At 63.2% G+C, this 12,649-nt stretch carries 14 protein-coding genes; 4 read left to right on the top strand and 10 right to left on the bottom strand.

Translation table 11 applies throughout. The features are described 5' to 3' along the window. Positions 1 to 236 precede the first annotated feature (236 nt). Positions 237 to 542, bottom strand: coding sequence for a hypothetical protein (locus EB815_RS05310; RefSeq protein WP_245303369.1), 306 nt, complete (start codon positions 540 to 542; stop codon positions 237 to 239). Positions 543 to 893: 351 nt separating this feature from the next. On the opposite strand from EB815_RS05310, the gene rlmN reads away from it, so the two are divergent. The 4 genes from rlmN to EB815_RS05290 are packed head-to-tail and all read left to right on the top strand — an operon-like array spanning position 894 to position 3,479. Then, a complete protein-coding gene (rlmN, locus tag EB815_RS05305; RefSeq protein WP_056574506.1) occupies positions 894 to 2,126 on the top strand; it encodes a 23S rRNA (adenine(2503)-C(2))-methyltransferase RlmN in 1,233 nt (410 codons plus the stop codon). Then, complete coding sequence (locus tag EB815_RS05300; protein ID WP_155772497.1) at positions 2,123 to 2,560, top strand: hypothetical protein; 438 nt, start codon at positions 2,123 to 2,125, stop codon at positions 2,558 to 2,560. The genes rlmN and EB815_RS05300 overlap by 4 nt, the downstream gene beginning before the upstream one ends. Beyond that, on the top strand, positions 2,557 to 3,006 hold the full coding sequence (locus EB815_RS05295; protein WP_056574500.1) for a hypothetical protein: 450 nt from the start codon (positions 2,557 to 2,559) through the stop codon (positions 3,004 to 3,006). The genes EB815_RS05300 and EB815_RS05295 overlap by 4 nt, the downstream gene beginning before the upstream one ends. Beyond that, positions 3,003 to 3,479, top strand: coding sequence for a hypothetical protein (locus EB815_RS05290; RefSeq protein WP_056574497.1), 477 nt, complete (start codon positions 3,003 to 3,005; stop codon positions 3,477 to 3,479). The genes EB815_RS05295 and EB815_RS05290 overlap by 4 nt, the downstream gene beginning before the upstream one ends. Here EB815_RS05290 and EB815_RS05285 read toward each other — a convergent pair. From EB815_RS05285 to EB815_RS05245, 9 genes are all read right to left on the bottom strand, one after another. After that, positions 3,451 to 4,092, bottom strand: coding sequence for a LysE family translocator (locus EB815_RS05285; RefSeq protein WP_056574492.1), 642 nt, complete (start codon positions 4,090 to 4,092; stop codon positions 3,451 to 3,453). The two genes, EB815_RS05290 and EB815_RS05285, sit on opposite strands and share 29 nt — an antisense overlap. 229 nt (positions 4,093 to 4,321) lie before the next feature. Further along, positions 4,322 to 5,260, bottom strand: coding sequence for a carbohydrate kinase family protein (locus EB815_RS05280; protein ID WP_065005466.1), 939 nt, complete (start codon positions 5,258 to 5,260; stop codon positions 4,322 to 4,324). Continuing rightward, positions 5,257 to 5,775 carry an ureidoglycolate lyase gene (locus tag EB815_RS05275; RefSeq protein ID WP_056574485.1) on the bottom strand — a complete coding sequence of 173 codons (519 nt, stop codon included), beginning with the start codon at positions 5,773 to 5,775 and terminating at the stop codon, positions 5,257 to 5,259. The genes EB815_RS05280 and EB815_RS05275 overlap by 4 nt, the downstream gene beginning before the upstream one ends. Then, on the bottom strand, positions 5,772 to 6,512 hold the full coding sequence (locus EB815_RS05270; RefSeq protein ID WP_056574482.1) for a BtpA/SgcQ family protein: 741 nt from the start codon (positions 6,510 to 6,512) through the stop codon (positions 5,772 to 5,774). The genes EB815_RS05275 and EB815_RS05270 overlap by 4 nt, the downstream gene beginning before the upstream one ends. Further along, positions 6,509 to 7,336: a GntR family transcriptional regulator gene (locus tag EB815_RS05265; RefSeq protein WP_056574478.1), complete on the bottom strand. Its 828-nt coding sequence runs from the start codon at positions 7,334 to 7,336 to the stop codon at positions 6,509 to 6,511. The genes EB815_RS05270 and EB815_RS05265 overlap by 4 nt, the downstream gene beginning before the upstream one ends. A gap of 7 nt (positions 7,337 to 7,343) precedes the next feature. Continuing rightward, complete coding sequence (locus EB815_RS05260; protein ID WP_056574475.1) at positions 7,344 to 8,207, bottom strand: ABC transporter substrate-binding protein; 864 nt, start codon at positions 8,205 to 8,207, stop codon at positions 7,344 to 7,346. Positions 8,208 to 8,245: 38 nt separating this feature from the next. Continuing rightward, entirely contained in the window at positions 8,246 to 9,010 is a 765-nt protein-coding gene (locus EB815_RS05255; RefSeq protein WP_056574472.1) for an amino acid ABC transporter ATP-binding protein, read from the bottom strand. Continuing rightward, the gene (locus EB815_RS05250) at positions 9,007 to 9,855 is read right to left on the bottom strand and encodes an amino acid ABC transporter permease (protein ID WP_244494119.1); all 849 of its coding nucleotides are present in this window, start codon (positions 9,853 to 9,855) and stop codon (positions 9,007 to 9,009) included. Before EB815_RS05250 ends, EB815_RS05255 begins: the two co-directional genes overlap by 4 nt. A 494-nt stretch (positions 9,856 to 10,349) precedes the next feature. Continuing rightward, positions 10,350 to 12,434, bottom strand: a complete 2,085-nt coding sequence (locus EB815_RS05245) for a putative bifunctional diguanylate cyclase/phosphodiesterase (RefSeq protein ID WP_244494118.1) — start codon at positions 12,432 to 12,434, stop codon at positions 10,350 to 10,352. Between the last annotated feature and the right edge of the window lie 215 nt (positions 12,435 to 12,649).

Raw genomic sequence — 12,649 nt, 5'->3', positions numbered from 1 at the left:
GCCCAGCCCTAGCATACACATCACGTCGATCAAGGCTGTCGGATCACGTCGCTGTCACGCGCTTATTTGAAACAGGGCCTCGGCCAAACGTCCGCGGATCGCGGCTGTTTGCATGCGCGGAAGTTTTGAAGGCTGGTCCTGGACGCGGCCCCAGGTTCGGCGCTGGCGCCTACATTCCGAGCGCGGATGCTCCCGCCAGCTCCTGCCGGCGGGAGGGGTTCCTGCGGGTTCAGGTCTCACATAGCCATTTTTTCACATTCGGCCTGGGCCTTCTTGGTCGACGTATCGATCATGTAGGCTTTGCCCTTGGCATCGGTGATCATCATCATGCAGTGCTTGATCGGCTTGGCCATCTTCATCATCTCGGCACCCATTTTTGCATCTGGCATCATGGTGCCCATATGCCCGTCCGGCATGATCGCCGTCACCTCCCCGCCTTTCATCATGGTCATCTTGCCCATTGCGTCTTCGGCAAAAGCTTGCGGGGTGGAAGGCCGACGAGGGCGGCAATGACGGCGAGCTTGATCGAGTTCATTCAGCATACTCCCATTTTGCAAGGGCATGGTCGCCCCATTCAGCCTTCGAAGGCGGCAGGGGAATCGTTACGTCAACACGACTATGTGATCGGCACTCGCGTGCCGGGAAGATTGGGCGCAAGGCTGCCAGTCGGCCGTAGCGGGTTATCGTGATGCGACAAACTGGTTCATCCGATGAACTCTCCGTGCAGACGCAGAGACCGTCTGTCGATCAGGACATCGCGATCGAAACGCTGTCGCCCGCTCGGCTTGTGGTCGCCACCGCATGACTCTGCCCTCAACCTGTGCTATGCGCCGCGCTTCAGTTCCCGGCACGATGGATGAAATCGGCCGCAAACCGCTTATATCAGTGCGACCATGACCCTTTCCTTCGACCTCACCACCGAGGGTGCCCGTGACGCGTTGCGCGCCCGTGCCGCGCCCGATAAGCCATCGCTGATCGGCCTGACGCGCGCAGAGCTTGGCGAGGCGCTCGTTGCGTCCGGCATCGTGCCCGAGCGCCAGGCAAGGATGCGCGCCCAGCAGCTCTGGCACTGGATGTATGTGCGCGGGGTTTCCGACTTTGCCGGCATGTTCAACATCTCCAAGGATCTGCGCGCCGAGCTCGACAAGCATTTCACCGTCGCGCGGCCCGAAATTGTCGAGGAGCAGATTTCTTCCGACGGCACCCGCAAATGGCTGTTCCGCTTCCCGCCGCGCGGTGCCGGCCGCCCGGTCGAGATCGAGACCGTCTATATTCCCGAGGAAGGCCGCGGCACGCTCTGCATCTCCTCGCAGGTCGGCTGCACGCTGACCTGCTCCTTCTGCCACACCGGCACCCAGAAGCTGGTGCGCAATCTGACGGCGGAAGAGATTCTCGCCCAGTTGCTCACCGCGCGCGACCGGCTGGGCGATTTCCCCGACCGCGACACGCCGGACGGCGCCATCGTGCCGGCCGAGGGCCGCAAGGTGTCCAATATCGTCATGATGGGCATGGGCGAGCCGCTCTATAATTTCGAGGCGGTGAAGAAGGCGCTGCTGATCGCCTCCGACGGCGACGGGCTTTCCTTGTCCAAGCGGCGAATCACGCTGTCCACCTCCGGCGTCGTGCCCGAGATTTTCCGCACCGGCGAGGAGATCGGCGTCATGCTGGCGATCTCGCTGCATGCCACCAATGACGATCTGCGCGACCTGCTGGTGCCGATCAACAAGAAGTATCCGCTGAAGGAACTGATCGCCGCCTGCCGCGCCTATCCCGGCCTGTCGAACGCCAAGCGCATCACCTTCGAATATGTGATGCTGAAGGACGTCAACGATTCCATCGAGGACGCCAAGGGCCTGATCAAGCTGCTCAAGGGCATTCCGGCCAAGATCAATCTGATCCCGTTCAACCCATGGCCGGGCACTAACTACCAGTGCTCGGACTGGGAGACGATCGAGAAATTCGCCGACTACATCAACAATGCCGGCTATGCCTCGCCGATCCGCACCCCGCGCGGCCGCGACATCCTCGCCGCCTGCGGTCAGCTCAAGTCGGAATCGGAGCGCATGCGCAAGGTCGACCGGCTGGCGCTGGAAGCCATGATGATCGCGGGGCACGGCGAAGCGTGAGCTTTTCTTGGCGACTGGCGGCTGTCGCCATTTCCTATGCATTAGCCTCGCTCGTCATGCCCCTTGTGTTTCTTTTGTACGAAGACGCTTCCATCTTCTGGCGCGGCGGCCGGCTTTTCTTCGATCTGAAAGACCAGCTGGTGGCCTTGGTCGCTGGCACGATAATAGCCGCCATTTATGGCGCGCTCCCCGCGGTACCGCTGATTGTGGTATCGGAACTGACCGAGCGCCGGGGGTGGACGTTTTCGATCCTCGGCGGCGCCCTCGTGGGGACCGTTATGTTCGCGATCATGCAGATCTATCCGATGGCGCGGACACGGCCCGCGCTCGATTTGCTGATTGCCCTGATCGTTGCGGGTAGCCTGGGCGGCGCCGTCTACCGACTGGTCATGGGACTGCTTCCGGGCGACACGCGCATCAGGACAGCCCGATGAACCGTCCCCTCGCCGGGCTCAAGCGCTTCGTCACCATAGCAGTCGGTTATGTCGCCGCTGTGCTGACATCAATCCTGGTCCCCGTGCTGCTGATCACCCTTCTGGAAGGGATCGAATACGGCAACTGGTCCCTGGTCTTTACATTCGACTGGCTGGGTTCGTTCCCGCTCGCCGTGTTGACCGTGGCAGTCTGCGCGCTGCTGATCGTCGGCCCTGCGATCTTGCTTGCCGAACGGCTGTCGCTGCGAGGATGGTTCTATTTCGCGGTCACGGGTGCGATCACCTCCATCGCATTTGGCGTTCTTGTTCCCGGCTCTGCTGGAGGCTTTGTTTTCAATCCGGGCTTTCTCGGGTTCCTGGCCACCGCCGGCACCGCCGCCGGGTCGGTCTACTGGCTTCTGGCGGGGCGCAAGTCTGGCCGTCCCATGCAGCGAGATGCGGGATGAACCGTCTGGTCGCCTATATCGTGCGCCTTGCCACCATCCTGTTCGGCTATGCCGTCGCGTCGCTGGCGGCGAGCGCCTTCCTCAACATCCTGTTCCTGGCCTCGCTTGGCTATGCGCCGCAGCATGCGCAGCCGGCCGCAACCGCCTCGCTGTATTTTTCGATTCCCTTCGTCGCCCTGTTCGTCGCCTATTTCGCCTTCATGCCGGCGGCGATCGTCATCCTGGTTGCCGAAATTCTCGGCCGGCGCGACTGGCTGTATTATGCGCTCGCCGGTGCGGTGGTGGCGGGCGCCTTCCTTGGCCTGGTCGATCACGCCCAGGAGTCCATCTTCGCCGTGACCGACACCAGCGCCATCATGGCCGTCATCGGCGGCGGCATGGTCGGCGGCATCTTCTACTGGCTCAGCGCCGGGCGCTGGGCCGGAAGCTGGTGGAAGGACGCCCCTATTTCGCCTGGGCGGTCAGGATCCTGAGCGCGAAGGCCGAGAACACGCCGGAGAAGAGATAGTCGACCACCCGCGTGACGCGCGGGCTGGCCTTCATCGCCGCCGAAAATTTTTCCGCCGCCAGCACCATCGGCACCGTCACCGGGATCGACAGCACGATGAACATGGCGCCGAGGAAGAACAGCTTTCCCGGCGCGTTGGGATCATGCGCGGAGACGAATTGCGGCAGAAAGGTCATGAAGAAGAGGATGATCTTCGGGTTGAGCAGATTGACGCCGAGCCCCGCCGCCCAGCTGCGAAACAGCGAGATCCGCGGTCCCGTCTTCTTTTCCGGCGAAAAGGCCGAGCCCTTGGCGATCGCCTGCCAGGCCAGGAAGACGAGATAACCGGCGCCGAAGATCTTCAGCACGAAGAAGGCCATCGGTGAGGCGACGATCAGCGCCGAGACGCCGACCACCACCAGCGTGGTGTGGATCAGCGTGCCGCACAGCGCACCGGCCATCGAGGCAAAGCCGGTGACGCGCCCCTGGCTCAGCGTGCGCGAGACGAACAGGGTCATGTCGGGGCCGGGCGTTATCGCCAGGATCACGGTGGCGATTGCGAACTGGATCAGCGTAGTGGTGTCGGGAATGAAGGACATGCAAGGCCCAAAGAGCAAGTCCAGGAAAAGTATGAAACATTCTCCCTTGGGAATTGCGTCAAACAGAGGAAACGCAACGCCTATACAGGATATGCCACCCCGGCGCCAGACATGGCGGCGATCCCCTGCTTATCGCGGATTGATCCAGCCACGGCAAAACGTGCGGCCTCTGACACGCCCCGGATCCCATCGATGCAGACAACGAAGTGCCCCCGAGGCCAGCCGGAAGTCAGATTGAGGAAAGGGCCTCGTCGCGCCAGGCGCATACTTCGTCAAGCCTGGCCTTGCCGCCCCGCGGCCCGTGGATGGTGACCGAGCGGGAGGCCGCCGCGACTGCAAAATCGAGTGCCTCGGCGAAGACCTGTCCGCGCGACAGGCACCAGGTCAAGGTTCCGCCGAACGTGTCGCCGGCACCGGTCACGTCGACCACCTCGACCGGATAGAAGCGCGTGCGAAGGATCGCCCCGCCATTGCTCGCCTCGGCTCCCTCGCCTGCCATGGTGCGAACCACCCATGAGATCTCCGCGGCCCGCATCCAGTCGCCAATGAGCGACAGATCGTCATGCCCAAAGGCTGTGCGAAAGCCGACCTGGTTGAAGATGACAGCTTCGGCCCCGAGCAGATAGGGCAGGTCCTCCCTGGTACAGCCGCCGACATCCAGATCGAAAATCGTGCGGCGACCGTGTTCACGCAGGTGAGCCAGCAGCCTTGCCTGTGCAAGCACCTCGCCGGCGACCCGACAATGCAGCCTGCGAGCACGGTAGAGCGTTGTGTAGAGAAAGCCCGGGGCGCGCAGGGCGGCCAAGGTCGCCGCTGGCAGCCACATCGGTTGCTGGCCCATCTCGACAGTCAGCACGATGTGTTCGCCATCAACCAGGAAGATCAGGTTGCGCGATTCCGGAATGGCCGGATCGGTCAGCATATGCGCCACGCCGACATCATTGGCGCGCAGATCGGCGATCAGGCGCCGCGACAGCGGACTGTCGTTCAACAGCGATATGAACTCTGTCGCCCCGCCAAGGGCCGCATGGACGACAGCAGCGTTGGCGATCGAACCGCCGGTTTCGGCCGGCATCTCGGTGACCATCCCCTTGTCGGCACGGCCCGGCCAGCGGTCGGCGGTGTAGTATTCGTCGAGCGCCACGTCGCCGATGAAGAATGCCGTCATGCACGCGTTACCTGGTTCGCGTCGGCACAGACCAGAAGCGCCCCGCCTTCGACCGGAACCCAGGGACTGGCGCCAAGCCCGCAGATCGCCATCCAGAAATAGGGTGTCGGGCGCGTCAGGCCCCGGCAGGCATCGTGCCAGACGCCTCGGTCCATCACCACTGCCTGTCCGGGTGAAATCACGAATGCCTCGATCTCGTCACGGTGGGGCGCCGGCATGGCGGAAGCTGGAGCGACGGCCAGGACCACCGGCGCATCGGCGCAGAAGATAGCCTCTTCCGTGCCCGGGTGGCGTTCCATCTCAGTGCAACGCCAGGGAGCGGCCCCGCCACGGGTCAAGCCAAGATGGCCGCTGCCGCCGATCAGCGGCTTCTGGGTGAAGCCGTCCTGCCAGCCATTGCCAAGCGTCCAGACGACCTTGGGGTCGCTGCCGCCCGACAGGTCATAGACGGTGCCGAAGCGCGCGAAAGCCTCGGCGGTCGCGGGGCACGCGACGACATGGTCCTGCCTGTTCATGCCGCGGCTCGCAGGGAACGCACGGCCCGCATGAAGCGTACGACATGGTCGGCTTCCATCGCGCCGGTATCCCGGTGATCGCGTTTCAGCCAGCTTCCGACGATTGCACCGTCGGCGACCGCCAGTTGCTCGGCGGCATTGGCCTCCGTAATGCCGGCGCCGATCAAGAGCGGCACACTTCCGCCGGTCGCGGCACGAAATCTCGCCACCTTGCCGAGCTCCGTCGGCTCGCCAGTAGCGTTTGATGTCACGACCAGCGCGTCACAGCGGGCAGCGCCGATCTGGACATCCTCGGCTTCCGACCGGCCGGAAAGGACAGGCTTGTATTTGAAGCGCACCCCGCCGAGCAGCAGCACCGGAGCGGCCGCTCTCCGCGCCGCCAGTTCCGCGGCGAAGGGCGCATCGGCTTCGGGCGGCAGATGGCCCGCGACCGAATCGATCTGAATGAAATCGACGGGATAGCGTCCAGCCAGCGCAAAGGCCGACGCGTCGTCGCGCAGCACGTTGACGCCGACCTTGCCGCCCAGGCCCAGTCCGCAGATGCGGTCAAGCGCCCGCTCGACGTCGTCCGCGTCGCCGAAATAGTTTTCGACCACCAGCCCATCCACGCCTTCGCCGGTCAGGATACGCGCCTCTTCCTCGGCCTGCGCAAGCTTGGCCTGACGCCCTTCGCCGGCGAGATGCAGCATCGCCAATATCGGCTTGGGGGTGGTGAAGGTTTTGCCGAAGCGGCTCATGTCTGGTCTCCTGCGCTCCGCTCCGAGGGGAGTTGCGCCATGTTGCGTCCCCAGCGCGTTGCGAATTTCATCTGGACGGCGGGCGAATAGACGATCGACGTGCGTTCGACCAACTGGTCGTTGCCGTCCAGGACGTCGCCGCTGGCGCAGAGATAGCCCGGCACTTCCGCTGCCGTTGCGAAGACCTCCTTCAGCCGCTCCGAGGGCGACACGACCGTGAGCAGAAGCTCCGAGCGCATTGGATGCCTGCCGTAGTCGCGACGCAGTACCTCATAAAGCGACTGCGCCGCGAAATCGTAGCTTTCGATGCCGGGATAGAGTTCAAGACTCAGCCACGACATATCCACGTTAAGCCAGGTGACGGCCTCGCCATTGGCGAGGCCGCGCGCACGCACCAGATGCAATTCGCCGTCCTTGACCTGATGTTCCAGCGTGCGGGTGACCGGACGTTGGCCTTGCCGGCGGGCCAGTTCCGTGAAGCTGCCGAAGTTCCAGATGCTGTGGCTGACCGGCCGGTGGGAGACGATCGTTCCACGACCCCGGATCTGCCGCACCAACCCCTCCGACACCAGCAGCGTCATTGCGTTGCGGACCGTGGTTCGCGCTATGCCGAACTGATCGCGCAGCTGGTTTTCCGATGGAATGGCTTCACCCTCGGCAATATCCCCGCTCAGAATTGCGGCCCGCAACATTCGGTACAGCTGACGGTAGAGCTGTTCCCCCGAATATGTGTCGAGCCGCAGCCGTGACAGGTCGACCTCAGGGCGGCCTGTCTGGAGGGAAGGATCGGTGGCGGACGGATCGTGCGGATCAGGTCGCGGCATGGTTCCTCTACTTCTTTGCACCGTTTATCGTGAAGTCCTCGACGCCAGCCTCTTTCAGGCCATAGCGATCCAGAATCTCGGCATAGGTACCATCTGTCTTCATCGTATTGAGTGCCGCCTGGACAGCGTCGCGCAATTGCGTGTTGGGCTTGGCAAGCGCGATGCCATAGTGGTTGATCTCGCCAACCGCGCCGATCTGGTAGAACTTGCCAGGCTCCTGCTTCATCAGATCGAGCAATCCCTCCAGTCCGATGATCGAGGCCTGTGCACGGCCCTGGCGGATCTGCATGATGTGTTCGGCCTGCGTTGGTATCTGGATGACGTTCATCTGCTTGTCGGCCGCGCAGGTCGTCTTGCTCAGGTCCTCGGCCCATGTGACCCAGCTGGTGCCGGTCGCGACCGCGATGGTCTTGCCGCAGAGATCCGCCTCGGCCTTGATCGTATCCTTCAGTTCGGCGGCGGAATAGAAGACATTGCCGGTCTTGAAGTAATCGATGAAATCCAGCTGCGTCTGGCGTTCGACCTTGTCGGAGAATGCCGTCATGATGATGTCCGATCGGCCTGTGACGACCTGCGGGATGAGCTGCGGGAACTCGACATTCTGGAACTCGATCTTCAGGCCGAGCCGATCGGCGATTGACTTTGCCAAATCGATATCGAAGCCCTTGAGATCGGTCGAGCCGGCATCATTGTATTCCATCGGCGGGTAGGCAAGGCTGATAGTGACGTTGAGCTTGCCGGCGCTGCGCACGGCATCCGGCAGCTTGGCGGCCGCGGCTTCATCGGTTGCGGCGCGGGCAGGGCTGCACACAGCCAAGCCCAGAAGCGCCACCGAGGCAAGGCGCTGAACCAGCGAAAACGTTCGTGTCATTTTTAGTTCTCCCATTGTGAAGATTTGCGCTCCCTGTCTCAGGACAGCACGCGGCTGAGGAATGTTCTGACGCGCGGATCACCGGGGTTGCTCAGAACCTGTTCGGGTTTTCCCATTTCCCGAATCTCGCCGTCGATCATCACCAGAACGCGGTCGGCGACTTCGCGGGCAAAGCCGATTTCGTGTGTGACGACGATCATGGTGGTGCCGCCCTTGGCGAGGCCGCGCATCACCTCCAGCACCTCACCCACGAGTTCGGGGTCGAGCGCGCTGGTCGGTTCGTCGAAGAGCATCACGCGGGGCTCCATCGCAAGCGCGCGCGCAATGGCGACGCGCTGCTTCTGTCCGCCCGAAAGCTGCGAGGGGTAGCTCGATGCCCGGTTGGCCATGCCGACCTGATGCAGGAGCTCCATGGCGCGTTTCTCTGCCTCGGCACGGCGCAGGCCCCGTACAATCATGGGCCCTTCGATGACATTGCCCAGCACCGTGCGGTGGGCGAACAGGTTGAAGTGCTGGAACACCATGCCCAGCTGGCGCTGCTGGGCGCGCAGGCGGCGAACCGGCAACTCGTGCAGCACTTCGCCGTGCAGTTCGTACCCCACGATCGAGCCGTCTATCCAGACATAGCCCGCGTTCGGAACCTCGAGATGGTTGATGCAGCGCAGAAACGTGCTTTTGCCACTGCCGGAGGGACCGAGGATGCAGACCACCTCGCCATAGGTGACGTCCAGGTCGAGCCCCTTCAGCACTTCATGTGTACCGAACCGCTTGCGGATGCCGACTGCCCTGATCGCGAGGCTCATGCTTCACCCGAAGCAATCGCTGGCCGCGACCGCGTTTTGAACCATTGCCTGCGGCTTCCGGTGCTGACGGCACTTTGGCCAAAATGCCGTTCCAGATAGAATTGACCGATCGACAGCAGCGTGGTTCCGACCAGATACCAGATCGAGCAGACGAAAAGCAGTTCGATGACCGCGCCATTGATGAAGTAGATCCGCTGCGCGGCGTTCAGCATTTCGCCCATCGCAATGGTCGCGGCGAGCGAAGAGAACTTGAGCATGCCGACGGCGCTGTTGCCCAACACCGGCAGGATCAACCGCAAGGTCTGCGGCAGGACGATGCGTCGCATCGTCTGGCCAGGGGTCATACCCAGCGTGTTGGCCGCCTCGATCTGGCCGCGATCGACGGACCCGATACCCCCGCGCACGACCTCCGTCAGGTAGGAACCTTCATTGACGCCAAGCCCCAATACGGCGGCGACAAAGGGGGTCACCACGTCAACCATCCGCTCGTCGACAAGGCCTGGAATGTAAAGCCGCGGAAAGACCAGCCCGATGTTGAACCAGATCAACAGTTGCAGGAGCACCGGCGTGCCGCGGAAGATCCACACATAGAGCCAGGCGGCAAATCTCAGTGTCGGGTTGGCCGCCGTGCGCATGATGCCAAATCCCAATCCAAGGACGATGCCCAGGGCCAACGCGCAGGCCGAGATCAGCAGCGTCCAGCCAAACCCGACGAGGATGACGCGGGCGGTGAGAAACTGTCCGACCACATCCCAGCGGATCTGCCCCATCGCGAAAGCGCGGATCAGCAATGCCAGTACCAAAAGCCCGATTGCACCGCTGATCCAGCGGCCAGGATGGGCCAACCGGCGTCTCGGAGCATCGGGACCTGGCAGGTCGGAGACTTGCAGCCATAGGGTGGGTTTTGACGTGCTCATTGCTCAAATGTATGGTTAGGTCTACAACTTTGTAGATGTGGCTTTGCCGACTGTCAAGCGGCTATGGAGGCGCAAGCAGCATACCGCGGGGACATCACTCGGACCTTGGGAGGCCGCGGTTCAGGGCTGGAGATCTAAGGCACGTGCCGCATGAACCCGTTCGAACGCGATGTGCCGCTGGAGCAATTCCGGGAAAGCGTGAAACGGCTTTCCGTCCGGCACGGCGTCAAACCAGGGAGTTGGAGGTCATCCAATCCGGCCCAAGGCGCGGGTAATCCGAAACGGATGGAATTGCGGCGCCAGGATGCTTCCGAAAGGGAGACTCGCCAGAAAGGCACTGGCTGGGAGATAGGGCGAGCGGCGACCGAGATTCTGACCGATGCAGCCTATCGATCATTCCCCGTCAAACCTGCGGTCCAACCCTATGCCCGCTTGGCCAGACGCATCCTGCCGGGCTCCCGGTCGGCGCGCGGAACGTTCGAGGTGTCGAGGCCCGCTCCGGTGGGCAGTATCTGATCGATCGGCTTGGGGCGGCCGAGGAAATAGCCTTGCGCCTCGTTGCAGCCTTCGACCTGCAGGATGGTGAGCTGGATATGGGTCTCGACGCCTTCGGCGAGCACGGGAATATCGAGGCTGCGCCCCAGTGTCAGCACGGCGCGGATGATCGCCTTGGCCTGCGGGCTGCGCTCGACATCGGCCATGAAGGAGCGGTCGAGCTTGATCTTGTCGAACGGAAACGAGCGCAGCGTGTCGAGCGACGAATAGCCGGTGCCGAAATCGTCGATCGCGATCGTCACGCCCAGCGCCTTTATCTGCCGCAGCACGTGCAGCGTGCGCACCTTGTCGGCGACGATTGTCGATTCGGTCAGCTCGAGCTCGAGACGCTTCGGCGACAGGCCGGTCTCGATGAGGATCTGATGGACGAGCTTGGCGAGATCGGCATGGGCGAACTGCACCGGCGACAGATTGACCGCGATCTTGTGGCCATTGTCCCAGGAGGCCGCCTGGCGGCATGCGGTGCGCAGCACCCACTCGCCGATCGGCAGAATGGAGCCATTCTCCTCGGCGATCGGAATGAATTCGGCGGGCGGGACCATGCCGTGCACGGGATGTGTCCAGCGCAGCAACGCCTCGTAGCCGCAGGTGGCGCCGGTCGCAACCGAGGTCTGCACCTGGTAGTGCAGCGAGAGCTCGCCGCGCTCGACCGCCAGGCGAAGGTCGGTGGCCAGCGCCCGGCGCGCCCGCGCCGTCTCGTCCATGGCCGATTCGTAGAAGCAGACGGCCCGCGTCACGTCGTTCTTGGCCCGGTACATCGCCAGATCCGCATTGCTGACCAGCCTCTCCCGGTCGGCGCCGTCACGCGGATAGACGGCGACGCCGATGCTGGCGCCGGTGACGGTCTCGAAATCGTCGATCCGCAGGGGCTGGAACAATGATTTTTCCAGCCGCGACACCAGGCCAAGCAACTCGTTCTGGTCCTTGAAGCGCTTGATGGCGGCAAACTCGTCGCCGCCGAGTCGGGCGACGAACTCGCCATCGCCGGTCAGCTTCGCCAGCCTGCGGGCAATGATCTTAAGCGCCTGGTCGCCGGCAGCGTGTCCCCTGAGGTCGTTGATTTCCTTGAAGCGGTCGAGATCGATGACGATGACGGCGGTCATCGTCTCCTCATCCTCGCCCGCCCGCTCGATCTCATGGTCGAGGCGGTCGTTGAAGGAGACCCTGTTGGCAAGGCCGGTGAGGGAGTCGTTCAGCGCAAGATGCTGCAGCCGCTCGAAGCTCTCGAGCCGGCCGCGTTCGTCGATCAGATAGCTGGCGAAGCCGGTGGCCGCGACGATCATGCCGACCACGGCGACCGCGACGGCCATCGCTTCGAGAATATCGGGATTGGTGCCCGTGGTGATGAAGGAGAGCGGCGTCACCGCCACCGCCGCCATCGCCGTGAAATGCAGGCCGACGATTGCCAGCACCAAAAGGCCGATTCCGAGATAGTGCGACCGGCGATATGGCCGGCGCACCGCCTGGCCGATCGCCACTGCGGAGAATGCCGCCGAAATGACAAGTGAGGCGATGACATAGGAACCGTCCCATTCGACGATGCCGGCCACGTGATAGGCCATCATGCCGGTATAGTGCATGGCCGAGATCGCCAGCCCGACAAGGCATCCGCCCCATTCCGGCGCCAGGCCGCGGCTCTTGTCCAGGGCAAGGCCGAAACCCGCCCCGGTTCCAACCATGGCGATGACCAGGGACATCATGGTGAGCGCCGGATCGAAGGTGATCGGCGCGCCGGGCCGATAGGCCAGCATGGCGATGAAATGCGTGCACCAGATCGAGGAACCGGCCGCGACCGCGGTCAGGAACAGCCATCCCCGCATCTGCACGCCGACGGTTTTCCTGGCGCGGTCCAGGAGACCGATCGTCACCCAGCACCCGGTGACGCACATCAGCGCCGCCAGCAGGACGAGCCACAGATGATGCTCCGTGGCGATGCATGATACAACGCGCATCAGGAATGGTCCAAGCCCGAGGACACCCGTATTGAGCGGCCGGTTTAGCGGCAGGACATGAAAACTTGCTTAAATCCTCGGCATAAATGCAGCCCACGATTGTAGCAGGTTGTTTCCCCGGGGCCTGATCCCGAAGAGTTGGCGCCTGTCGTGCGCTGGATCAGCAGTCTGACGCCGCGCGCGCTTGCTCGCTTTGCCGTTCCTGCTAAAAGGCG

Origin of the sequence: Mesorhizobium loti, assembly GCF_013170705.1 — a bacterium.
Lineage (GTDB): Bacteria > Pseudomonadota > Alphaproteobacteria > Rhizobiales > Rhizobiaceae > Mesorhizobium > Mesorhizobium loti_D.
This window is presented reverse-complemented; position numbering and strand designations above follow the sequence as displayed.